We start from the raw sequence: 22,248 nt of genomic DNA, 5'->3' as shown, positions 1-22,248 counted from the left end.
GCACCTGCTGCGGTGTTTCCTCGCCCATGCAGCGCACCGCACGCTTGCGGTTGTCCACCAGCACGCCGGTCAGGCCTTTCTGCTGGGTGTCGAACAGCACCAGCACCCCATCGACGCACTGGGCCACTTGCGGTGCCGGGTCCAGCGATACCTTGTAGTCCTCGCCGGGGATGGTCTTGAGCATGGTGAAATCCTGCAGCAGCAGGGCATCTTCGGGCTTGGCGAAATGCAGATAACCGTAATACCACAAAGCCCCCACCGTCACGATGATGCTGCCGACGCCGGTCAGGATCAGCGGGATGGCGTTGCGTTCTTCACTCATTGCTTGTTCTTCTCGTCAGGGAAATTGGGCACTTCGGCAAGCCGCCGCAGGCCGTTGAAATGGCTGGGGTCATCGAGGAACCGCAGCATCACCTGGCGCCAGGTAGGGTCGGCGAAGGTCTGCACGTGACCCCCTCGGGTCAGTTGCAGCACCCGCGGTGGTGGCGCGTGCTGATATAGGCGGATGGCGTTGTCCATCGGCACCAGGTTGTCGTCGATGCTGTGGAAAAACAACTTGGGCGGGCTGCTCAATCGCTCGATCGAGCGGATCGCGCTGTCGCCGTCCGGCACCAGCCACGACAGCGGAACCTGCAATGGCCAGGTCATCCAGGAAGTGCTGAGCGCAAAGCGCCCCACCGCGCGGTAACTGGCCGGCACACCATCGAACACCAGGGCGCTGAAGCGCTGACGCTGCTCGGGGTGGGCCGCCAGGTAATGAATGGCCATGGCACCGCCCAGGCTCTGCCCCAGCAGTACCAACGGCTTGCCCCTGACCTCGGGCGACTGCTCCAGCCAGGCCATGGCTGCGGCAATGTCCTCGTACACTTCCGGCAGGCTCGGCTGGCCCTGAGACAAGCCATAGCCGCGGTAATCGATCATCAACACCTGGTAACCCTGCTCCGGCAGCCAGTAGCTACCCCCCAGGTGCCCAGGCAGGTTACCGCCGTTGCCGTGCAGGTGCAGCACCGTACCCTTGACTTCGACCCCGGCCTTGGCCGGCAGCCACCAACCGTGAAGGCGGATGCCATCAGCAGTGGTCAGCGTGACGTCGCGGTATTCCAGCTTGGCCCGCTCAGGGGTGAAGGCCTGACCACGCTCGGGGTAGAACAGCAGGCTGCTGCAGCCGCCAAGGCTCAGCAGGACCAGGCCCAGGACCAGCAGGCGGCAGTTCTCAGAGAATGTTCGCGTAGTCGGCTTCAATACGGTCCAGGCTCAGGTGGTTGAGGAAGTTGGAGAAGCACATCCAGGCCGACAGCGCGTTAAGGTCGCGGAACTGTTCGGGCAGGTACTTGGGCGGCTCGACCAGCCCTTCCTCGACGAGTTGGCGCAGGGTGCGCATGTCTTCCAGGGTGGTCTTGCCACAGAACAGCAACGGGATCTGTTCCAGTTTGCCCTTCTTCACGGCCAACTGAATGTAGTTGTAAACCATGATGAAGCCCTTGAGGTAGGACAAGTCCTTGGTGAATGGCAAGCCGTTGGGCACCGACCCGCGGAACACCCGGCTGGCGTTGCTGTAGCTCTGCGCCATCTCGAAGCCCTGCTCGCGGAAAAAACCGTAGACCTGCATGAAGTCTGCGCCCTCCTCGACCATGTGGATGGCTCGGGTGCGGTTGGTGAGCTTGCGCAGGCGGCTGGGGTAGGAGGCAAAGGCGATCACCTCCATGAGGATGGCCAGGCCCTCCTGGGTTACCGTCGACGAGGGCGGGCCCTTGGCCAGGAAGGTGCAGATCGGCTGGTTCAGGCCATTGAGCGTGGTCCCGACATGCACCAACCCTTCGTGCACCTCCAGGGCGCGCACATCGCGGGTGTTGAACATGGCATCGGCACGCACCTTGATGTAGTCGGCACCGGCTGCGGCGTCAGCGACGATGCCGTCTGACTCGAACACACGAATGGTTCCCTCGGCCTCGCCGAACACTTTGTTCAGCCGGTGCTGGAGGATCTCCACGGCTTCCTTGGCGGTGAGGTTCTTTGGCTCATCCTTGAGGTCACCACGGCCATCGATGTTGTTCAGGTAGTCCGACAGCATCAGCCCAAGGTCGGCCAGCGTCGGGTCACCGGCGTGGAAGGCATCCGAGGCGGCGCCATACAGCTCTTGGGAGATCAGGCCGAAGTCTTCGGTACCGCGCGCTTCAAGCATGCGCACCACCATGCGGTATTCACGGCACATGCGCTTCATGATCTGCCCGACCGGGTTGAACTGGCCCAGCTGGCGAATGATGTCGCGCTCGATGCCCTGGAACTCGGCCTTGACAGCGCTGGAGTCGAACGACAGCGGGCGCGATTGGTAGTAGGCACGATCTACCGCCGGCGGCTCCTTGCCCTTGGCCTTGAGAAAGCCCTGGCGGATGTTGTCGTCCCACTTCACCGCGTCCAGGACCCGAATAGGCGTCTGTGCCGCAACGATGCGGTCGGACAGGGCGCGGATGGTTTGCTGGTATTCGTCCACCGGGGACTCCTTTCTAGTACACGAAACCTGTACCGGCCTCTTCGCGGGCAAGCCCGCTCCTACATGGATATCACGAAGCCCAGGCCTGGCAAGGCCCCCGTAGGAGCGGGCTTGCCCGCGAAGAGGCCGGTACAGGCCACTACTTGCCGGAACGCTGGAACCGCGCCACTTCGACGAACAGGTCGGAGTTGGCCGGGTCGTCCAAGTAGGCCAGCACCCGCGCCGCCGGGCTGTCGATCAGCACGCCGTCGCCGTTGTCGTCCGGCACTTCGGTGCTGCGCCCGGTCAGTTCCTTTTTGTCCACCGCCTGCTGCACCTGCTCGACGTCCAGGTTGTAGACCACCAGTTCCTTGCCGTCGACGATGTCGAAGCCGCCAATCAGGAAATTGCCACCCAGCCGCTTGGGCACGCCAGCCGACAAGTACCAGCGGTTGCCGTGGCGTGACACGGTGAACACGTACTCTTCAGGGGCCTTGCCCTTGGCCGTGGCCACCGCCTTGTAGGCGTCGCCACCGCTACGGCTGATCACCAGTTTCAGCGGCTCCCCCCAGGCGTCCTTGCTGCTCCACTTGCCGAGCAGGGCCTTGGGCGCTGCCTGGTTGCTGGGCAAGGGCTCATGGAAGGTCACCAGACAACCGCCCAGCAGCAGGAATGACAAAGTCAACAACACCACACGCCAGGCTTTCATCAGGTTCTCCTTGAAAAGGTCGTTCTCGCCTCAGGCCGATGCCAGCACCAGTTGCAGGTATCGGGTAAGCATAGCGAGCATCTGCCCATCGGCTTGCGCATTCGCTTGCTTGAGCAGGCCTTGATATTCCAACTGCTCGATAATCGCCGTCAACATCTGTGCATCCTGCTCCGGCTGCCGCGAGCCCACGACCTGCAGCAATTGCCGGGTGCCGTGCAGCAGGATCTGCTCATGAGCGCACACCAGCTCGGCCAGTCGCGGGCACAGCAATGCTTCCTGGCGGAAGGCCTGCTCGGCCATCAGGAAGTCACGGCGGTTCAGCAGTTGCCGCTGAACGTAGTCGGCGGTCATGCGCGCCACCTCGTCAGCCAGCCGCGCCCGGGCCTGTGGGCTGCCATCGCCCTGTGCCAGCAACTGGCGCAACACCACCTCGGTGTTTGCCCACAGCTTGGCCATGTAGGCCGCACTGCGCTCGACATACTGGGCAAAGGTATCGGTGAGCAGGTCCTCGATGTCCTTGAAGTAGTAGGTGGTGGCCGACAATGGCACGCCGGCCTCGGCGGCCACTGCCCGGTGGCGCACACCGCGCACGCCATCGCGCACGACAATGCGCATGGCGGCATCGAGAATCAACTGGCGACGCTGTTCGCTGCCTTGGCGGGCAGTCTTGCGGCCTTGGTATTGCACGCTTTCGGCGACGGCGGTGGCGATGCCGGCGGCGCCTTGGTCAGGCATGGCGGGTGTCACGGGGGATACCTCATGGGCAGTTTTTCATCGGTGCCGGCCTCTTCGCGGGTAAACCCGCAACCACAAGGGCCTGCTGAGGCCTTTGTAGGAGCGGGTTTACCCGCGAAGAGGCCGGTACCGACAACATAAAGCTTCAGGCAAGAAAAAGCCGCCTCGAAAGGCGGCTCGTTCAGCTCACTCAGGCCTGCGGACGCATGTGCGGGAACAGGATGACGTCGCGGATCGACGGCGAGTTGGTCAGCAGCATCACCAGGCGGTCGATGCCGATGCCTTCACCGGCGGTCGGCGGCATGCCGTACTCCAGCGCACGAACGAAGTCGGCGTCATAGTGCATGGCTTCATCGTCACCCGCGTCCTTCTCGGCCACCTGGGCCAGGAAACGCTCGGCCTGATCTTCGGCATCGTTGAGCTCGGAGTAGGCGTTGGCGATTTCGCGGCCACCGATGAACAGCTCGAAACGATCGGTAACGGCCGGGTTCTCGTCGTTGCGACGGGCCAGCGGCGACACTTCGAACGGGTACTCGGTAATGAAGTGCGGCTGTTCCAGCTTGTGCTCGACCAACTCTTCGAAAATCATCACCTGCAGCTTGCCCAAGCCTTCATGGCCCAGCACCTTGGCGCCGGCCTTCCTGGCGATCTCGCGGGCGCGGTCGACGTCCTGCAGGTCGGCAGCGGTCAGCTCCGGGTTGTACTTGAGGATCGAGTCGAACACCGACAGGCGCACGAACGGCTCGCCGAAGTGGAATACCTTGTCGCCGTACGGCACGTCGGTGGAGCCCAGTACCAGTTGCGCCAGCTCGCGGAACAGTTCCTCGGTGAGGTCCATGTTGTCGCGGTAATCGGCGTAGGCCTGGTAGAACTCGAGCATGGTGAATTCAGGGTTGTGACGAGTCGAAACGCCTTCGTTACGGAAGTTACGGTTGATCTCGAACACTTTTTCGAAGCCACCCACGACCAGGCGCTTGAGGTACAGCTCCGGCGCGATACGCAGGAACATGGCCATGTCCAGGGCATTGTGGTGGGTTTCGAACGGTTTGGCAGCAGCGCCGCCTGGAATGGTCTGCAGCATCGGCGTCTCGACTTCGAGGAAGTCACGCTCGATGAGGAACTTGCGGATGTGCGAAATCACCTGCGAACGCACACGGAAGGTGTGGCGGGTTTCTTCGTTGACCATCAGGTCGACGTAGCGCTGGCGGTAGCGCTGCTCGGTGTCGGTCAGGCCGTGGTGCTTGTCGGGCAGCGGGCGCAGCGACTTGGTCAGCAGGCGCACGTTGGTCATTTCGACGTACAGGTCGCCCTTGCCGGAACGGGCCAGGGTGCCTTCGGCGCTGATGATGTCGCCCAGGTCCCAGGTCTTGACGGCGGCCAGGGTTTCTTCCGGCAGGGTCTTGCGGTTGACGTAGACCTGAATACGGCCAGTCATGTCCTGGATAACCATGAACGAACCACGGTTGAGCATGATGCGGCCGGCGACCTTGACCGGGATCGCGGCTGCTTCCAGCTCTTCCTTGGTCTTGTCCGCATACTGCTTCTGCAGGTCGTTGCAGTAGCTGTCGCGACGGAAGTCGTTGGGGAAGGCATTGCCCTTGGCACGCTCGGCGGCAAGTTTTTCCTTGCGCAGGGCGATCAGGGCGTTTTCTTCCTGTTGCAGGTCTTGCGATTCGGTCTTCAGGTCGCTCATGTCGTCATTCTTTCCATCAGGTATTCGTTGCCCGTTCCGGGCAGGGCACGCGCTACCGGCGGCTGGCCAGGTAGCGCGGCATGGGGGTGCTAATCACAGGCCCTGCTTGAGGCTCGCTTCCAGATACTGGTCGAGGTCGCCGTCGAGGACTTTCTGGCAGTCGCTACGCTCGACGCCGGTACGCAGGTCCTTGATGCGCGAGTCATCCAGTACGTAGGAGCGAATCTGGTGGCCCCAGCCGATGTCCGACTTGCTGTCTTCCAGCGCCTGCGAAGCAGCGTTGCGCTTCTGCATTTCCAGTTCGTACAACTTGGCCCGCAGCATTTTCATGGCGGTGTCCTTGTTGGCGTGCTGGGAACGTTCGTTCTGGCAAGCCACCACGGTGTTGGTCGGCACGTGGGTGATACGGACCGCCGAGTCGGTGGTGTTCACGTGCTGACCACCGGCACCGGAGGAGCGGTAGGTGTCGATGCGCAGGTCGGACGGGTTGATCTCGATTTCGACCTTGTCGTCGATCTCGGGCGATACGAACACCGCCGAGAACGATGTGTGGCGACGGGCACCGGAGTCGAACGGGCTCTTGCGCACCAGGCGGTGCACGCCGATTTCGGTGCGCAGCCAGCCAAAGGCGTACTCGCCCTTGATGTGCACGGTGGCACCCTTGATGCCGGCCACTTCACCTTCGGAAAGCTCGATGATGGTGGCGTCGAAACCACGCTTGTCGGCCCAGCGCAGGTACATGCGCAGCAGGATGTTGGCCCAGTCCTGTGCTTCGGTACCACCGGAGCCGGCCTGGATATCCAGGTAGGCGTTGTTCATGTCCATCTCGCCGCTGAACATGCGACGGAACTCAAGCTGGGCCAGGTTTTCTTCCAGGCTTTCCAGCTCGGTCACGACGTCGCCGACGGCGCCTTCGTCATTTTCTTCGACGGCCATGTCGAGCAGGTCCTGGCAGTCACCCAGGCCGTTGGACAGCTTGTCCAGGGTCTCGACGACCTGGGCCAGCATGGCACGCTCGCGGCCCAGTGCCTGGGCGTACTCAGGCTTGTTCCAGACGTTGGGGTCTTCCAGCTCGCGGTTGACTTCGATCAGGCGGTCATGCTTGTGATCGTAGTCAAAGATACCCCCGAATTGACAGGGAACGTTCGGTGAGGTCCTTGATGGTGTTCAGGATCGGTTGGATTTCCATGGGCTGCCTACTCGCGCGAATTCGGTGAAAAGCCCGCGAGTATAACCGAGTCCGCAGCATGGCGGCAGACCCGCCGGGCGGTCGTATGTATTTAGGGCAACCTGCGCGGACTCATGTGAGAGCGGCCGCGCCGTCTCCAAGTGCTTAGGCGATGCCGACTTGGTTACGCCCACCGTTCTTGGCCAGGTAAAGACCTTTGTCGGCCGCCGAAATCAGCTGCCGGCAGTGGCTGCCGATAGCAGGCGTCTGGGTGGCCAGGCCGATGCTTACGGTCAAAAATGCATCAGCCGTCGGCGCAGTATGCGGGATGCCCAGGCCCAGCACGGTCTGGCGCAGCTTTTCGGCCACCAGCCGAGCCCCGCCTGGCGAGGTGTTGGGCAGCACCAGGGCGAACTCTTCGCCGCCATAGCGCGCCGGCAGGTCGGTCGGCCGCGAGCACGAGCTACGGATGGATTCGGCCACCTGGCGCAAGGCCTCGTCACCGGCCAGGTGGCCAAAGCTGTCGTTGTAGACTTTGAAGTAGTCCACGTCGATCATCAGCAACGACAGCTGCTGCTGTTCACGCATCGCCCGGCGCCATTCCAGCTCCAGGTACTCGTCGAAGTGGCGACGGTTGGACAGCCCGGTCAGGCCATCGGAGTTCATCAGCCGCTGCAGCATCAGGTTGGAATCCAGCAACTGCTGCTGGCTGACGCGCAGGGCACGGTAGGCCTCGTCGCGCTGCAGCAGGGTCAGGTAGGAACGCGAGTGGTAGCGGATGCGTGCCACCAGTTCGATCGTGTCAGGCAGCTTGACCAGGTAATCGTTGGCCCCGGCGGCAAATGCCGCGCTCTTGACCAACGGGTCTTCCTTGGTCGACAGGACGATGATCGGGATGTCCTGGGTCACCGGGTTGTTGCGGTACTCGCGCACCAGAGTCAAGCCGTCCAGGCCAGGCATGATCAGGTCCTGAAGAATGACCGTGGGCTTGATGCGCATGGCCTGGGCCACCGCCTGGTGCGGGTCGGCACAGAAGTGGAAGTCGATGTTGTCTTCATTGGCCAAGCCACGCCGCACCGCTTCGCCGATCATGGCCTGATCGTCGACCAGCAGCACCATCGCCGAGTTCTCGTTGGTGGTCGCGAAACCTTCGATCGGTAAATCATTCATCATTGTTCACCCGATCACTACCGGCCTGGCGGCGTGATTCAATACATTTCGTCATTTTGCGAAAAATTCAGTCAAGCGCCCGGCTATACGTTCCAGCGGGCGAATTTCCACGGCGGCATCAATAGCCGCAGCAGCCTTGGGCATGCCGTACACCGCGCTGCTGGCCTGGTCCTGGGCAATGGTCAGAAAGCCCTGCTGACGCATCAGCTTCAGGCCCTGGGCACCGTCGCGGCCCATGCCGGTAAGCAGCACGCCCACTGCATCGCCATTCCAGTAACGTGCCACGCTTTCGAAGAACACATCGATCGAGGGCCGGTAGATTTCATTCACAGGTTCGGCAGTGTAGGCCAGTTGGCCGTTCTGTAGCAGGCGAATGTGATGGTTGGTGCCGGCCAGGAGTACCTGCCCTGGCTGCGGTGGTTCGCCTTCACGGGCCAGGCGCACCGGCATGCCTGCTGCGCTGCTGAGCCATTCGGCCATGCCTGCGGCAAACACCTGGTCCACATGCTGGACCAGCACGATGGCCGCCGGAAACGCTGCCGGCAAGCCCTTGAGCAACACTTCGAGTGCTGCAGGGCCACCCGCCGAAGACCCGATTGCCACCAACCCGCGACGCTGGGAAGCCTCGCGCGGCGGTGCGGCCACCGACCTTGCGGCAGGTGCACGCTGCTGGCCGACCAGCCAGCCGATATTGAGGATCTTGCGCAGCAAGGGCGCCGCCGCTTCGCGGGCATCGCCAGCACCCAGCGCAGGGGTGTCGACCACATCGAGGGCGCCATGGCCCATGGCCTCGAACACCCGGTGCACGTTCTGTTTACGGTCGACCGTAACGATGACAATGGCGCATGGGGTTTCGGCCATGATCCGCCGGGTCGCCTCGACACCGTCCATCACCGGCATGATCAGGTCCATGAGGATGAGGTCCGGTAACTGCTCGGTGCAGCGCTGCACCGCCTCAGCACCGTTGCTGGCCACCCATACGACCTGGTGTGCGGGCTCCAGGGCAACCGCCCGGCGCAACGCTTCGACGGCCAGGGGCATGTCATTGACGATGGCGATCTTCATCCCTGAGCACCTCCGATCAGCTCCACCACAGCATCCAGCAACGCATCGTCGTGGAAGCTGGCCTTTGCCAAATAGTAGTCGGCGCCAGCATCCAGTCCTCGCCGCCGGTCTTCCTCACGGTCTTTATAGGACACCACCATCACTGGCAACGACTGCAGGCGCTGGTCGCGACGCACCAGGGTAACCAGCTCGATGCCGTCCATGCGCGGCATGTCGATGTCGGTGATCAGCAGGTCAAAGTCCTCGCCGCGCAGGGCGTTCCAGCCGTCCATGCCATCCACCGCGACCGCCACTTCGTAGCCACGGTTGCCCAGCAGCTTGCGCTGCAGTTCGCGTACGGTCAGCGAGTCGTCGACCACCAGGATACGTTTGCGGACCACACCGCGGGCTCCGCTGCTGCCGCGTTCGATGCGCTCCAGGCTGCCAGTGCTGAGCAGTTTTTCCACCGAGCGCAGCAAGTCTTCGACATCGACAATCAGGACCACCGAGCCATCATCGAGCAAGGCGCCTGAGGAAATGTCCTGCACCTTCCCCAAGCGTGGGTCGAGTGGCATCACGACCAGCACCCGCTCCCCCACCAACCGCTCCACGGCCACGCCGTACAGCTGCTCGCGCTCACGAATCACCACCACCCGCAGGCTGGCTTCGTCACTTTGCCCGGCCGGGCGATTGAGCAGTTGGCTGGCCGCCACCAGGCCGATATGCCGGCCTTCGTGCCAGAAGTGCTGGCGCCCCTCGATCTGCACGATCTGGTCGGCGGTCACTTCCAGCGTGCGTTCGATATGCGCCAGCGGGAAGGCGTAAGCCTCACCGCCCACCTCGACCACCAGGCTGCGAACGACCGACAGGGTCAGCGGCACCTGCAGATGGAAGCGACAGCCCTGCCCTGCCACCTGGGTCAACTCGATCGAGCCGCGCAGCTCGCGGATCAAGTGCTGCACCGCATCCAGCCCCACACCGCGCCCGGACACTTCGGTAACCTTGTCGCGCAGGCTGAAACCGGGCAGGAACAGGAACGTCAGCAGCTCCGCCTCACTCATCTGCGCCACCGTATCAGCAGGCGACAGGGCGCGATCGACGATGCTGCTGCGCAGGCGCTCCAGGTCGATACCGGCGCCATCGTCGATCAGCTCCAGGCTGAGCATGCCCGCCTGGTGCGAAGCCCGCAGTCGGATCACCCCCTCGTCCGGCTTGCCCGCCAGCAGGCGCCGCTCGGGCAATTCGATGCCGTGGTCGACGGCATTGCGCAACAGGTGGGTCAGCGGTGCTTCGAGCTTTTCCAGCACATCGCGGTCGACCTGGGTCTTCTCCCCTTCCACCACCAGCCGCACCGGTTTGCCCAGCGAACGGCCCAGGTCGCGAACCATGCGGCTTTGCCCGGTCAGCACGTCGGCAAACGGCCGCATCCGGCAAGCCAGGGCGGTGTCATACAACAACTGCGCACGCTGACTGGCCTGCCAGCCGAACTCATCCAGGTCGGCCGCCTGTTGCTGCAAAATCTGCTGGGTCTCTGCCAGCAGGCGCTGGGTCTGTGCCAAGGCCTCGAGCACCTCGCTGCTCTGACCACTGTCTTCCAGTTGCATGCGCAAGCCGTCAAGTGCCTGCATGCCTTGGCCGTGCATGCGTTTGAGGCGCTGCAGGGTAGCCAGGTACGGTTTGAGCCGCTGGGTTTCCACCAACGACTTGCTGGACAGGTCAAGTAGGCTATTAAGGCGGTCGGCGGTGACACGCAGTACCCGCTCGGCACCTTCGCCAGCGCGCTTGCCAGCCTTGCGCCGCAGGGCGGGTTCGGGCTCTGGTTCCCTCGGTCCGGCTGGCATTACCACAGGTGCAGGCGGCAGGGTTGCCAGCGGCGGCTCCGGCGGCACGGATGCAGCCAGCGGCACGACAGGCACGGCAGAAGTGCCCGAGTCGAGCAGGCTGGCCATTTGCGCAAGAAACACCGGCAAGGTCGCCTGCGCCCCGGCATCGCCGGGTGTGGCAATACGTATCAGCAGGTCGGTACCTTGCAACAGCGCGTCAATATGCTCGGCGGTCAGACGCAGTCGGCCTTCCTGAGCCGCTACCAGGCAATCCTCCATGACGTGGGCGACACTGACACCAGCATCCACCCCGACGATGCGCGCTGCCCCCTTGAGCGAGTGCGCAGCGCGCATGCACGCTTCTAGCTGGTCAGCCTGGGTGGGGTTGCGCTCCAGTGCCATCAGGCCAGCGCTGAGCACTTGGGTCTGCGCCTCGGCTTCCAGGCTGAACAGTTCGAGCAACGATGCGTCGCGCATTTGCTCTGGGGTCATGACAGGCTCCGCTGCACGGCAGACATTAAGTGTTGATCGTCCAGAACCCGCACGCTGCGGCCGCGCCACTGCAGGACTGCGGCGGTGAAGCGTGTGGCGTCCCGGCCACTGCCCAGCAGCTGCGGGTCGAGCCGATGAATACCGTCGATTTCCTCGACGGCCATCACCACCGGCCCACCCTCGGCAGCCAGAATAAGCATACGTGGCATCGCCCGGGCGCTACGTGGCTCGGTGGCGCCGGCCTGCACCCCGAGCAAGTCAGCCAGTGACAGGCACGGCACCAACGCGCCGCGCACATTGGCAACCCCATGCAGCAGCCGCGAGCGCTGGTGCGGCAATGAATGCACCGCCTGCAACGGGGCGATCTCGACCAGGCAGGCGGTAGCCAGCGCCAGCCATTCTTCGCCCAGACGGAACAGCAGCATGGAATGGCCGGTGTTTTCCTCGTCCGGCTGTACCGCTGCAGCCTGGTGGTCCTGCGTCAGCGCATAGCGGTCGAGCAAACGCGTGGCAGCAGCGGCATACACCTCGCAATTGCGGCAATGAACATGCCGCTCCAGCAGTGGGCACTGCTTGTCGCCGCGCACGCCAATGCGGTTCCAGCAGTCGTCGATGTGTGCGTCATCCTCGGCGAGCAACTGCATCGCGGAATCACTGTTCATCGTTCAGACTCCCGGCCAGCCCGCGCCGCGCGCTCCTGAAGGCGCCGGGCGCCGGCAAGGTCACCCTGGGCCGCCAGCAAGGCGGCCAGGTGCACCAGCGCCTCGGGGTGCTGTGGTTCCAGGTACAGGGCCTTGCGATAATGGCTCAACGCCTGCTGCGCATCGCCTTCAGTATCACTGAGCAATCCCAGCCAGTAGTAAACCTGTGCCGACGGCGGGTACTGGCTCAGGTAGCGCTGGCATTCGCTACGGGCCTGCTCGCTGGCGCCGGCATTGGCCAGCCGGGCAATGCCGGCCAGCAACTCACTGGCCCCCTCGTGCGTGTGCTCGCGGGCTGGCGCTGGCTTGGCCGCCACCGGCAGCACACGCAGCGGGCGCAGCGAACGAGGCAACGCCACGCTGGGCTGCGGATAAACCGGTGGGGGTAAAGTCGTGAACGTACGCTTGGCGGGTTGGGCGGGTGCCGCCGCCAAGGGGGCGCTGTCGCCTTCGTGACGCACATAGGCAAACGACTGGGCGATCCCCAGCGGACGCATGCCCATGCGTGCCAACAAGCTGCCTTCCGCCGGGCCGATGAACAGCACACCCTGCGGATGCAGCAAGCGCTTGAGCACTTCGAACACACGCTGTTGGGTCGCTACGTCGAAATAGATCAACAGATTGCGACAGAACACGAAGTCATACAGGCCGTCGCGGCTGGCCAGCGCCGGGTCAAGCACATTGCCCACCCGCAGGCTGACTTGCTGGCGTACCCGTTCATGCAGGCGGTGGCCTTCGCCCAGAGCATCGAAGTAACGATCGCGAAAGCACAGTTCGCTACCACGGAACGCATTGCGCCCATAAACCGCCTGCCCGGCCTTGGCAACCGAACTGGGGCTGATGTCCATTCCATCAACAAGGAATGCCCCTGGCGCCATGCCGGCGTCAAACAAGGCCATGGCCAGCGAATAGGGCTCTTCGCCGGTAGAACACGGCAGGCTGAGCAAGCGCAACGGACGCGCGCCAGCCAGTTGAGCCAGCCGTTTATGGGCCAGGCTGGCCAGCGCTTTGAAGGATTCGGGGTACCGGAAAAACCAGGTTTCCGGGACGATCACCGCTTCGATCAGCGCCTGTTGCTCATCTGCCGACTGCTGCAGGCGCAGCCAGTAATCGTCCAGGTCCATCGCGCCCGCAGCCACGCAACGTTGACGCAGCGCGCGTTCGACCATGGGCGCGCCCACCGACTCCACGTCCAGGCCAATACGCTCGCGCAAGAAGCGGAAGAAACGCTGTTCGTTCATTTAGGCATCCCTGTCGGGTCTTGCGTATACAGCAATGCGTGCACGGCGTCGGGCAGCAGGTCATTGACTTCGATGCGCTGCAGCAGGCCCTGGGCATCCTGGCGCACCGGCCCCAGATAAGGCGCTTCACCTGAGTCCACCCCATAGGGCTGGAACTCGTTCGGTTGGCAACGCAGGGTTTCGGTGGCCTGCTCCAGGATCAGGCCAAGCTGCAGACTGCCTCGGTAGCGCACCAGCACCAAGCGGGTGCTGGTGCGTTGCACCGCCGGCTGGCCGAAGCTCAGTGCGGCAAGGTCGATCACCGGTACCAACTCGCCACGATGGGCGAGGATACCCGCCACCCAGGCAGGTGCCTGGGCGATCGGCTTGAGCGGCTGACGGGGCAGCACTTCGACCACCTCGTGCACGCTCAGGGCAAACCGCTGCTCTCTGATGCGAAACTGCAGGTACAACACCCCCTTGGTGTTCTCCGTCCCCGCGCTGCGCAGTTGCAAGTCGTTCATCGCGTTCAGACTTTGAAGCGCGACACGCCGCCACGCAGGCCTGCGGCCACCTGGCTCAGCTCATCGATGGCATAGCTGGCCTGGCGCAGCGACTCTACCGTCTGGGTGCTGGCATCGCTGAGCTGGGCCAGCGCCTGGTTGATCTGCTCGGCACCGGTGGCCTGGGCCTGCATGCCTTCGTTGACCATCAATACGCGCGGCGCCAAGGCCTGCACCTGGTGAATGATCTGGCTGAGTTGCTCGCCCACTTGTTGCACCTCGAACATGCCGCGGCGCACTTCTTCGGAGAACTTGTCCATCCCCATGACACCGGCCGACACTGCCGACTGGATCTCGCGCACCATCTGCTCGATGTCGTAGGTGGCCACGGCGGTCTGGTCGGCCAGGCGGCGCACTTCGGTAGCGACCACGGCAAAGCCGCGGCCATATTCGCCGGCCTTTTCCGCTTCGATGGCGGCGTTGAGCGACAGCAGATTGGTCTGGTCGGCAACCTTGACGATGGTTACCACCATCTGAGTGATGTTGCTGGCTTTCTCGTTGAGGATACCGAGCTTGGCATTGACCAAATCGGCAGCGCCCATCACCTGTTGCATGGTCTCTTCCATGCGTGCCAGGCCCTGGCGCCCGGAGCCTGCCAGGCTGGATGCCTGATCAGCAGCCGTAGTCACTTCGGTCATGGTGCGCACCAGGTCCCGCGAAGTGGCGGCGATCTCCCGCGAGGTGGCGCCGATTTCGGTGGTGGTGGCCGCCGTTTCGGTGGCGGTGGCCTGTTGCTGCTTGGACGTGGCGGCGATCTCGGTGACCGAAGTGGTCACCTGCACCGACGAGCGTTGGGCCTGGGCCACCAGGTTGGCCAATGCCTCGGCCATTTCGTTGAAGCCATTTTCGATGGCACCAAATTCGTCCTTGCGGTGCAGGCTCAGGCGCATGCTCAGATCACCCGAGCGCAGTTTGTCGAGGGCATGCACAATACGCTGCATGGGCGCCGTGATAGCGCGCATCAGCAGCAGGCCGCAGATGCCGGCAGCGACGATTGCCAGCAACAGTGAAACCACCATGCTGCCCTTGGCCGTGTTGACGGCATTGACGATCTCGTTGGTGGCGGCACCGGCAGAGGCCCGATTATTCTCGATCACTTCACTCAGGTGCTCGCGCCCCTCTATCCACGCCGGGGTGAGGACCTCGGTGATCAGCCGTTGGGCTTCGTCGTAGTTGTGCTGGCCGTACGCATCCAGCACCTGGTTGACGATCTTGAGGTAGTTTTCTTCCAGTTGCACGAAGCTGCCAAATCGGGCCTGGTCGTCCTTGTCCTGGATGGTGGCCTGGTAGCTGGCCATGAATTGCTTCAGCCGGTTATCGAAGTTTCTGAACAGTTCCAGGTCGGCCGAAGTAATTTCACGATGGTTCGACAGGCCCACCAACTGCTGGCTGGTGACGTAGCTGTCGACCCAGGCGCTGCGGATCATCGAGCTGTAGTAGACGCCGGGAATGCTATCGGTCCCCACCGCCTCTTCGGCGGTTTCGATAGTCACCAACCGCGAGTAGGCGGCCACGATCATCAGCAGCATGATGGCGATGATCACGGCGAAACTTGCCAGGATCCGTTGGCGCAAGGTCCAGTTCTTCACATTCAGCCCTCAGGAATTCACAACGAGCGGGAAAAATCGCCGAAGTATAGCCTAGGCGCCTTATGCTTTTGCGGGTGAAGTGCGGGGTATGAGGTAAAAGCCACCATGTGCATGACGCAACATATTCAGCGCCTGTGAGAGCGAGCGCCGCCCGCGCGGCGCATCGCGAGCTGCGCTCGCTCCTACGTTTGTTTCGGGCTAGTTATTTCTGAGGGATTTGCGCGCGAGCATTTTGCTGCATGGCGCGATATCACGTTGGACGAACAAGGCGGTCGCGCGCATTGGCACAGGCGTTACTGGCCCGAAACAAACGTAGGAGCGAGCGCAGCTCGCGATGCGCCGCGCGGGCGGCGCTCGATCTAACAGGCGCTGAATATTCCCCGACAGGTGTATTACGGAGCCACCGCTTGCCGTACCTGGCTTTCCAGCTCCTGGCGCAAGCCCGGGTCCAGCCGCAACTGGCGTGCCAACTCGTCCAGGTAGGCACGCTCCATGAAGTTTTCCTCATCAACCATCATCACGCTGGCCAGGTACATCTCGGCAGCCATCTCCGGCGTTTGCGCTGCGCGGGCCACTTCGGCCGGGTCCAGCGGCTTGTTCAACTCGGCATGCAGCCAGTGTTGCAATTCGCGGTCGCTGTCCAGGCGCGTGAACTCGCCCTCGATCAACGCCCGCTCGCGCTCGTCGATATGCCCATCGGACTTGGCCGCCGCCACCAGGGCGCGCAGTACCGCCTGGCTGTGCTGCTCGGCCTGGGCCGGCGGCAGGCGGTCTATCGTTTGAGGCTCGGCTGCGGCCACACGCTGGTTTGCCTGCCAGTTGCCATAAGCTTTATAGGCCAGCACCCCCAGCGCGGCGAGGCCACCGTAAGTCAGGGCTTTGCCACCGTACTTGCGGGCCTTCTTGCTACCCAGCAACAGGCCCAGAGCGCCGCCCCCCAAAAGGCCGCCCCCTGCTCCGGACAATAACCCGCCAAGCCCGCCTGACGCGCTGCCAGGTTTGGTCGCGCCCCCCTGCTTCTCGAGCATTTGCTGGCCGGATTTGAGGAGTTGATCAAGCAAGCCCCGGGTATTCATTCGCGTGTCTCCACGTAAGAAGATTCAAACGCCAGAGTAAGGCTTGGCGAAGCACACGCCATGCAGGGATTTGCTTCCGGATGTTGCATTAGCTGGCAAAAAGCCAACTAGACTCGATATCGCCAATGCTTCGCACCCACGCACTACGCTTATAACGATTGCTTCACTGCTTGCCTCATGACTGCCCGAAAAAGATCGCCAAGAAGAGGGAACACCATGTCAGTGCACAAGACCGCATTGCTCGGCGCCACCACCTGCGCCATGCTGGCCAGCGCCAGCCTGCAGGCCGCCGAACCGCCCAAGGCCCTGGGAGCCGGCGAGGGGCGCCTGGACATCGTCGCCTGGCCCGGCTACATCGAACGCGGTGAAAGCGACAAGGCCTACGACTGGGTGACCAACTTCGAAAAGGAAACCGGCTGCAAGGTCAGTGTAAAAACGGCCGCCACCTCGGACGAGATGGTCAGCCTGATGACCAAGGGCGGCTATGACCTGGTCACCGCCTCGGGCGATGCATCGTTGCGGCTGATCGCAGGCAAGCGTGTACAGCCGATCAACACCGCCCTGATCTCCAATTGGAAGACCATCGACCCGCGCTTGCAGAACGGTGGCTGGTATGTGGTCGACAAGCAGGTGTACGGCACGCCGTACCAGTGGGGGCCAAACGTGCTGCTGTACAACACCAACACCTTCAAGCAGGCACCGACCAGCTGGAGCGTGGTGTTCGAGCCGCAGAACCTGCCCGATGGCAAGCCGAACAAGGGCCGCGTGCAAGCCTATGACGGGCCGATCTACATCGCCGATGCAGCGCTGTACCTGAAGTCGTCCAGGCCCGAACTGGGCATCAAGGACCCGTACGAACTGAACGAGGCACAATACAAGGCCGTGCTGGAACTGCTGCGCCAGCAACAACCGCTGATCCACCGCTATTGGCATGACGCCACGGTCCAGATGAGCGATGTGAAAAACGAAGGCGTGGTTGCCTCCAGCTCCTGGGGCTACATGGTCAATGGCCTCAAGGCCGAGAACCAGCCAGTGGCCTCGACCATTCCCAAGGAGGGCGCGACCGGCTGGGCCGACACCACCATGCTGCACGCCGAGGCCAAGCACCCCAATTGCGCCTACAAATGGATGGACTGGTCGTTGCAACCTAAGGTGCAAGGCGATGTGGCAGCCTGGTTCGGCTCGTTGCCGGCTGTGCCGGCGGCGTGTACCGCCAGCGAGCTGCTGGGGGCCGAGGGCTGCAAGACCAACGGCTTCGACAACTTCGACAAGATTGCCTTCTGGAAAACACCGCAGGCCCAAGGGGGCAAGTTCGTGCCTTACAGCCGCTGGACCCAGGACTACATTGCGATCATGGGTGGTCGCTGAGGTTGTCTGAATGCCTGTACCGGCCTCTTCGCGGGCAAGCCCGCTCCCACAGGTTCTTCACCTGATGCAAGGGTGACGCTCGACCTGTAGGAGCGGGCTTGCCCGCGAAGAGGCCGGTACAGGAGAAATATTCATTCCTGGAGTCCACGCATGCCCCTAGCCGTCCAGTTCACCCAGGTTTCCCGCACCTTCGGCGAGGTCAAGGCCGTCGACCAGGTCAGCATCGACATCATCGATGGCGAGTTCTTTTCCATGCTCGGCCCTTCCGGCTCAGGCAAGACCACCTGCCTGCGCCTGATCGCAGGCTTCGAGCAACCCTCCAGTGGGTCGATCCGCATCCAGGGGATCGAGGCTGCTGGCATGCCGCCCTACCAACGTGACGTCAACACTGTGTTCCAGGACTATGCGCTTTTCCCGCACATGAACGTGCTGGACAACATCGCCTATGGCCTGAAGGTAAAAGGCGTGGGCAAGGCCGAACGCCACAGCCGCGCCGAGGAAGCCCTGGCCATGGTAGCCCTGACCGGCTATGGCGCGCGCAAACCGGCACAGCTGTCTGGCGGCCAGCGTCAGCGCGTGGCCCTGGCCCGGGCGTTGGTCAACCGGCCGCGGGTGCTGCTGCTGGATGAGCCACTGGGCGCACTGGACCTGAAATTGCGCGAACAGATGCAAGGCGAGCTGAAAAAGCTGCAACGCCAACTGGGCATCACCTTCATCTTCGTCACCCACGACCAGACCGAAGCGCTGTCGATGTCCGACCGGGTCGCGGTGTTCAACCGCGGCCGAATCGAACAGGTCGACACCCCGCGCAACCTGTACATGAAGCCCAGCACAACCTTCGTTGCTGAATTCGTCGGCACGTCCAACGTGGTGCGGGGCGAGCTGGCCATGCAGCTCAACGGCAGCCTTGCGCCCTTCTCCATCCGCCCCGAGCACATTCGCCTGGGCGACCCGGTCGTGACCAGCCATGAGGTACAGGTCAGCGGCGTGCTGCGTGATGTCCAGTACCAAGGCAGCGCCACCCGCTACGAACTGCAGCTGGACAACGGCCAACTGCTGGCAGTCAGCCAGGCCAATGACCGCTGGCAGAAGCAGATACAGGCCTGGCAGCCCGGGCAACGGCTGCAGGCGCACTGGCCCCGCGAGGCCATGACAGTGCTGCAGGAAACCGAGGACCGCTGAGATGAGCACACTGCGCAGCTTGTCCAACCTGCTGTACCGGCGCCCCAACCTGTACCTGGCACTGCTGTTGATCCCGCCGCTGACCTGGTTCGGCGCGATTTACCTGGGCTCGCTGCTGAACCTGCTGTGGCAGGGCTTCTATACCTTCGACGACTTCACCATGGCGGTGACCCCGGACCTGACCCTGGGCAACTTCGCCGCGCTGTTCAACCCATCGAACTTCGACATCATCCTGCGCACCCTGAGCATGGCGGTGGCGGTGTCGCTGGCCAGCGCGGTACTGGCCTTCCCCATCGCCTACTACATGGCGCGCTACACCAGCGGCAAGACCAAGGCGTTTTTCTACATCGCGGTGATGATGCCCATGTGGGCCAGCTATATCGTCAAGACCTATGCCTGGACCCTGCTATTGGCCAAGGGCGGCGTGACCCAATGGTTCGTCCAGCAGCTGCATCTGGATGGCCTGCTGCAAGCAGTGCTGGCCGTGCCGGGCGTGGGCGGCAGCACGCTGTCGACTTCGCACCTGGGGCGCTTCCTGGTGTTCGTGTATATCTGGCTGCCGTTCATGATCCTGCCGATCCAGGCCTCGCTGGAGCGCTTGCCACCTTCGCTGCTGCAGGCTTCGGCAGACCTGGGCGCCCGGCCAGGGCAAACCTTCGTGCAGGTGATACTGCCGCTGTCGATCCCCGGTATCGCCGCCGGCTCGATCTTCACCTTCTCGCTCACCCTGGGGGACTTCATCGTGCCACAACTGGTCGGCCCGCCCGGCTACTTCATCGGCAGCATGGTCTATGCCCAGCAAGGGGCGATCGGCAACATGCCGATGGCCGCCGCATTCACCTTGGTGCCCATCGTGCTGATCGCGGTGTACCTGGCCATCGTCAAGCGCCTGGGGGCCTTCGATGCACTCTGAAAAAGCGTCTGCAGGGCTGCGCCTGGCGGCGTGGGGCGGCTTGCTGTTCCTGCACTTCCCGATCCTTATCATCTTCCTGTACGCCTTCAATACCGAAGACGCGGCGTTCAGCTTTCCGCCCAAAGGCTTTACCCTGAAGTGGATCGACGTGGCCTTCGCCCGGCCCGATGTGCTTGAGGCAATCAAGCTTTCGCTGCAGGTGGCTTGCCTGGCCACATTGATCGCACTGGTGCTCGGTACGCTGGCCTCGGCGGCGCTGTACCGGCGCAGTTTTTTTGGCAAGGAAAGCATTTCGCTGGTGCTGATCCTGCCCATCGCCCTGCCCGGCATCATCACCGGCCTCGCCCTGCTCTCGGCATTCAAGACGCTGGGGATAGAGCCCGGGGTGTTCACCATCGTAGTCGGCCACGCCACGTTCTGCGTGGTGATCGTCTACAACAACGTGATCGCCCGCCTGCGGCGTACCTCGCAAAGCCTGATCGAAGCCTCGATGGACCTTGGCGCCGACGGTTGGCAGACTTTCCGCTACATCGTCCTGCCCAACCTCGGCTCAGCGCTGCTGGCGGGCGGCATGCTGGCCTTTGCCTTGTCGTTCGATGAAATCATCGTCACCACGTTCACCGCCGGGCACGAGCGCACCCTGCCGATCTGGCTGCTCAACCAGCTCAGTCGCCCGCGCGACGTACCCGTGACCAACGTTGTCGCCATGCTGGTGATGCTGGTGACCATGCTGCCGATTCTTGGCGCCTATTACCTGACCCGTGGCGGCGATAGCGTCGCGGGCGGTGGCAAATGACCCTGGAGGAGCCCCCGATGCAAACGCAGATGCTGATCAATGGCCAGCTGGTCGCTGGCCAAGGCCCGGCCTGGACCGTGCTCAACCCAGCGCTGGGCACTGCCCTGGCGCAGATCAACGAAGCCAGCGAAGCCCAGGTGGACAGCGCCGTGCGCGCTGCCGACCAGGCCTTCGACAGCTGGTCGCAAACCAGCCCTAAAGAACGTTCGCAGGCCTTGCTGGCGCTGGCCGACGCCATCGAAGCCCATGGCGATGAACTGGCCAGGCTGGAATCGCAAAACTGCGGCAAGCCCCTGAGCGCTGCACTGAACGACGAGATCCCGGCGATTGCCGACGTGTTCCGCTACTTTGCCGGTGCGGCGCGCTGCCTGGGCGGCTTGGCGGCAGGCGAGTACCTGCCGGGCCACACCTCGATGATTCGCCGCGACCCGTTGGGTGTGGTGGCTTCCATCGCGCCGTGGAACTACCCGCTGATGATGCTGGCCTGGAAGATCGCCCCGGCCCTGGCTGCCGGCAACACAGTGGTGATAAAGCCGTCCGAACTGACGCCCCTGACGGCCCTGCGCCTGGGCGAGCTGGCCCAGGACTTGCTCCCGCCGGGGGTGCTGAACATTCTCTTCGGTCGCGGCCAGACGGTCGGCAACCCGTTGATAACCCACCCCAAGGTGCGCATGGTATCGCTGACCGGCTCGATCCCCACCGGCGCGCACATCATCAGCGCCACCGCCGACAGCGTGAAACGCATGCACATGGAATTGGGCGGCAAAGCGCCGGTGCTGGTGTTCGATGACGCTGACATCGATGCCGCCATCGACGGCATCCGAACCTTCGGCTTTTACAACGCCGGCCAGGACTGCACCGCAGCCTGCCGCCTGTATGTGCAGGACGGGATCTACGAGCGCTTCGTCGAGCGCTTGGGTAAAGCCGTAGCCAGCCTCAAACCGGGCCTGCAGGAGTCTGAAGAAACCGAACTGGGGCCGCTGATCAGTGCCCAGCACCGCGACAAGGTCGCCGGTTTGGTGCAGCGGGCCATCGCCCAGCCGCACATTCGTCTGGTAACCGGTGGCAAGGCAATAGAGGGCGATGGCTATTTCTTCGAGCCTACTGTGCTGGCCGATGCCCTGCAGGACGACGAGATCGTGCGCAACGAAGTGTTTGGCCCGGTGGTTTCGGTCACCCGCTTCACCGATGAAGCGCAGGTGCTGGAATGGGCCAACGACTCCAACTACGGCCTGGCCTCATCGGTATGGACCCGTGACACCGGCCGCGCCCACCGCCTGGCGGCGCGCTTGCAGTACGGCTGCACCTGGGTGAACACCCACTTCATGCTGGTCAGCGAAATGCCCCATGGCGGGCAGAAGCATTCAGGGTATGGCAAGGACATGTCGATGTATGGGCTGGAGGACTACACCTGTGTGCGGCATGTGATGATCAAGCATTGAGGAGGCTCAGGGGTACGTCGGTAGATTTGTAACGCCAACGAGATCGAGCGCCGCCCGCGCGGCGCATCGCGAGCTACGCTCGCTCCTACGTTTG

The 22,248-nt window shown here is 63.2% G+C and carries 20 protein-coding genes; 5 read left to right on the top strand and 15 right to left on the bottom strand.

All coding sequences use genetic code 11. The features are described from left to right. The 15 genes from ACF8EA_RS04085 to ACF8EA_RS04015 all read right to left on the bottom strand — a co-directional run. Positions 1 to 322, bottom strand: a 322-nt coding sequence (locus ACF8EA_RS04085) for a hypothetical protein (protein ID WP_392521163.1), incomplete at its 3' end; no start/stop codon positions are given. Next, positions 319 to 1,242: an alpha/beta hydrolase gene (locus tag ACF8EA_RS04080; RefSeq protein WP_392521162.1), complete on the bottom strand. Its 924-nt coding sequence runs from the start codon at positions 1,240 to 1,242 to the stop codon at positions 319 to 321. The genes ACF8EA_RS04080 and ACF8EA_RS04085, both read right to left, overlap by 4 nt. Next, the gene (locus ACF8EA_RS04075) at positions 1,214 to 2,491 is read right to left on the bottom strand and encodes a flavohemoglobin expression-modulating QEGLA motif protein (protein ID WP_028698370.1); all 1,278 of its coding nucleotides are present in this window, start codon (positions 2,489 to 2,491) and stop codon (positions 1,214 to 1,216) included. Before ACF8EA_RS04075 ends, ACF8EA_RS04080 begins: the two co-directional genes overlap by 29 nt. 139 nt (positions 2,492 to 2,630) lie before the next feature. Continuing rightward, positions 2,631 to 3,179 carry a hypothetical protein gene (locus ACF8EA_RS04070; RefSeq protein WP_021785891.1) on the bottom strand — a complete coding sequence of 183 codons (549 nt, stop codon included), beginning with the start codon at positions 3,177 to 3,179 and terminating at the stop codon, positions 2,631 to 2,633. A 30-nt stretch (positions 3,180 to 3,209) separates the two neighbouring features. Then, on the bottom strand, positions 3,210 to 3,914 hold the full coding sequence (locus ACF8EA_RS04065) for a TetR/AcrR family transcriptional regulator (RefSeq protein WP_003252210.1): 705 nt from the start codon (positions 3,912 to 3,914) through the stop codon (positions 3,210 to 3,212). Between the two features lie 190 nt (positions 3,915 to 4,104). Further along, positions 4,105 to 5,607, bottom strand: coding sequence for a lysine--tRNA ligase (lysS, locus tag ACF8EA_RS04060; protein WP_028698371.1), 1,503 nt, complete (start codon positions 5,605 to 5,607; stop codon positions 4,105 to 4,107). A gap of 93 nt (positions 5,608 to 5,700) precedes the next feature. After that, positions 5,701 to 6,796 (bottom strand): peptide chain release factor 2 gene (prfB, locus tag ACF8EA_RS04055; RefSeq protein WP_101196216.1). Its coding sequence is split into 2 segments (ribosomal slippage): positions 5,701 to 6,723 and positions 6,725 to 6,796, totalling 1,095 coding nucleotides; the frame shifts between segments, so codons are not numbered across the junction. 144 nt (positions 6,797 to 6,940) lie between these two features. Then, the gene (gene wspR / locus ACF8EA_RS04050; RefSeq protein WP_392521161.1) at positions 6,941 to 7,945 is read right to left on the bottom strand and encodes a Wsp signal transduction system regulator diguanylate cyclase WspR; all 1,005 of its coding nucleotides are present in this window, start codon (positions 7,943 to 7,945) and stop codon (positions 6,941 to 6,943) included. A 51-nt stretch (positions 7,946 to 7,996) separates the two neighbouring features. Next, positions 7,997 to 9,010: a Wsp signal transduction system protein-glutamate methylesterase WspF gene (wspF, locus tag ACF8EA_RS04045; RefSeq protein ID WP_103443810.1), complete on the bottom strand. Its 1,014-nt coding sequence runs from the start codon at positions 9,008 to 9,010 to the stop codon at positions 7,997 to 7,999. Beyond that, positions 9,007 to 11,304 carry a hybrid sensor histidine kinase/response regulator gene (locus tag ACF8EA_RS04040; protein ID WP_392521160.1) on the bottom strand — a complete coding sequence of 766 codons (2,298 nt, stop codon included), beginning with the start codon at positions 11,302 to 11,304 and terminating at the stop codon, positions 9,007 to 9,009. The genes wspF and ACF8EA_RS04040 overlap by 4 nt, the downstream gene beginning before the upstream one ends. Beyond that, positions 11,301 to 11,966, bottom strand: coding sequence for a chemotaxis protein CheW (locus ACF8EA_RS04035; protein ID WP_021785885.1), 666 nt, complete (start codon positions 11,964 to 11,966; stop codon positions 11,301 to 11,303). Before ACF8EA_RS04035 ends, ACF8EA_RS04040 begins: the two co-directional genes overlap by 4 nt. Further along, positions 11,963 to 13,246, bottom strand: a complete 1,284-nt coding sequence (locus tag ACF8EA_RS04030) for a CheR family methyltransferase (protein WP_392521159.1) — start codon at positions 13,244 to 13,246, stop codon at positions 11,963 to 11,965. The genes ACF8EA_RS04035 and ACF8EA_RS04030 overlap by 4 nt, the downstream gene beginning before the upstream one ends. Continuing rightward, entirely contained in the window at positions 13,243 to 13,749 is a 507-nt protein-coding gene (locus tag ACF8EA_RS04025) for a chemotaxis protein CheW (protein ID WP_392521158.1), read from the bottom strand. Before ACF8EA_RS04025 ends, ACF8EA_RS04030 begins: the two co-directional genes overlap by 4 nt. Positions 13,750 to 13,754: 5 nt before the next feature. Beyond that, on the bottom strand, positions 13,755 to 15,377 hold the full coding sequence (locus tag ACF8EA_RS04020) for a methyl-accepting chemotaxis protein (RefSeq protein WP_392521157.1): 1,623 nt from the start codon (positions 15,375 to 15,377) through the stop codon (positions 13,755 to 13,757). Positions 15,378 to 15,769: 392 nt separating this feature from the next. Next, positions 15,770 to 16,453: a tellurite resistance TerB family protein gene (locus ACF8EA_RS04015; protein WP_103443806.1), complete on the bottom strand. Its 684-nt coding sequence runs from the start codon at positions 16,451 to 16,453 to the stop codon at positions 15,770 to 15,772. A 216-nt stretch (positions 16,454 to 16,669) separates the two neighbouring features. On the opposite strand from ACF8EA_RS04015, the gene ydcS reads away from it, so the two are divergent. The 5 genes from ydcS to ACF8EA_RS03990 all read left to right on the top strand — a co-directional run bounded on the left by ydcS (position 16,670) and on the right by ACF8EA_RS03990 (position 22,154). Further along, on the top strand, positions 16,670 to 17,821 hold the full coding sequence (gene ydcS, locus ACF8EA_RS04010; RefSeq protein ID WP_021784209.1) for a putative ABC transporter substrate-binding protein YdcS: 1,152 nt from the start codon (positions 16,670 to 16,672) through the stop codon (positions 17,819 to 17,821). A gap of 150 nt (positions 17,822 to 17,971) precedes the next feature. Further along, positions 17,972 to 19,003, top strand: coding sequence for an ABC transporter ATP-binding protein (locus ACF8EA_RS04005; protein ID WP_021784210.1), 1,032 nt, complete (start codon positions 17,972 to 17,974; stop codon positions 19,001 to 19,003). A 1-nt stretch (position 19,004) separates the two neighbouring features. Next, positions 19,005 to 19,916: an ABC transporter permease gene (locus ACF8EA_RS04000; protein WP_021784211.1), complete on the top strand. Its 912-nt coding sequence runs from the start codon at positions 19,005 to 19,007 to the stop codon at positions 19,914 to 19,916. Then, positions 19,906 to 20,712, top strand: a complete 807-nt coding sequence (locus ACF8EA_RS03995) for an ABC transporter permease (RefSeq protein WP_021784212.1) — start codon at positions 19,906 to 19,908, stop codon at positions 20,710 to 20,712. Before ACF8EA_RS04000 ends, ACF8EA_RS03995 begins: the two co-directional genes overlap by 11 nt. 17 nt (positions 20,713 to 20,729) lie before the next feature. Next, complete coding sequence (locus tag ACF8EA_RS03990) at positions 20,730 to 22,154, top strand: gamma-aminobutyraldehyde dehydrogenase (protein WP_031322522.1); 1,425 nt, start codon at positions 20,730 to 20,732, stop codon at positions 22,152 to 22,154. The last annotated feature ends 94 nt before the right edge of the window (positions 22,155 to 22,248 follow it).

The sequence above is a fragment of the Pseudomonas sp. YQ_5 genome (genome assembly GCF_043103305.1).
Taxonomy (GTDB): Bacteria; Pseudomonadota; Gammaproteobacteria; order Pseudomonadales; family Pseudomonadaceae; genus Aquipseudomonas; species Aquipseudomonas putida_Y.
The sequence above is the reverse complement of the archived record's forward strand: the minus strand, read 5'-3'. Positions and strand labels throughout refer to the sequence as shown.

Bases quoted from the DNA above. Each gene is read 5' to 3' on its own strand.
- ACF8EA_RS04070 (WP_021785891.1), bottom strand. From the start codon at position 3,179: ATGAAAGCCTGGCGTGTGGTGTTGTTGACTTTGTCATTCCTGCTGCTG.
- ACF8EA_RS04065 (WP_003252210.1), bottom strand. From the start codon at position 3,914: ATGCCTGACCAAGGCGCCGCCGGCATCGCCACCGCCGTCGCCGAAAGC.
- lysS (WP_028698371.1), bottom strand. From the start codon at position 5,607: ATGAGCGACCTGAAGACCGAATCGCAAGACCTGCAACAGGAAGAAAAC.
- wspR (WP_392521161.1), bottom strand. From the start codon at position 7,945: ATGAATGATTTACCGATCGAAGGTTTCGCGACCACCAACGAGAACTCG.
- wspF (WP_103443810.1), bottom strand. From the start codon at position 9,010: ATGAAGATCGCCATCGTCAATGACATGCCCCTGGCCGTCGAAGCGTTG.
- ACF8EA_RS04040 (WP_392521160.1), bottom strand. From the start codon at position 11,304: ATGACCCCAGAGCAAATGCGCGACGCATCGTTGCTCGAACTGTTCAGC.
- ACF8EA_RS04035 (WP_021785885.1), bottom strand. From the start codon at position 11,966: ATGAACAGTGATTCCGCGATGCAGTTGCTCGCCGAGGATGACGCACAC.
- ACF8EA_RS04030 (WP_392521159.1), bottom strand. From the start codon at position 13,246: ATGAACGAACAGCGTTTCTTCCGCTTCTTGCGCGAGCGTATTGGCCTG.
- ACF8EA_RS04025 (WP_392521158.1), bottom strand. From the start codon at position 13,749: ATGAACGACTTGCAACTGCGCAGCGCGGGGACGGAGAACACCAAGGGG.
- ACF8EA_RS04015 (WP_103443806.1), bottom strand. From the start codon at position 16,453: ATGAATACCCGGGGCTTGCTTGATCAACTCCTCAAATCCGGCCAGCAA.
- ydcS (WP_021784209.1), top strand. From the start codon at position 16,670: ATGTCAGTGCACAAGACCGCATTGCTCGGCGCCACCACCTGCGCCATG.
- ACF8EA_RS04005 (WP_021784210.1), top strand. From the start codon at position 17,972: ATGCCCCTAGCCGTCCAGTTCACCCAGGTTTCCCGCACCTTCGGCGAG.
- ACF8EA_RS04000 (WP_021784211.1), top strand. From the start codon at position 19,005: ATGAGCACACTGCGCAGCTTGTCCAACCTGCTGTACCGGCGCCCCAAC.
- ACF8EA_RS03995 (WP_021784212.1), top strand. From the start codon at position 19,906: ATGCACTCTGAAAAAGCGTCTGCAGGGCTGCGCCTGGCGGCGTGGGGC.
- ACF8EA_RS03990 (WP_031322522.1), top strand. From the start codon at position 20,730: ATGCAAACGCAGATGCTGATCAATGGCCAGCTGGTCGCTGGCCAAGGC.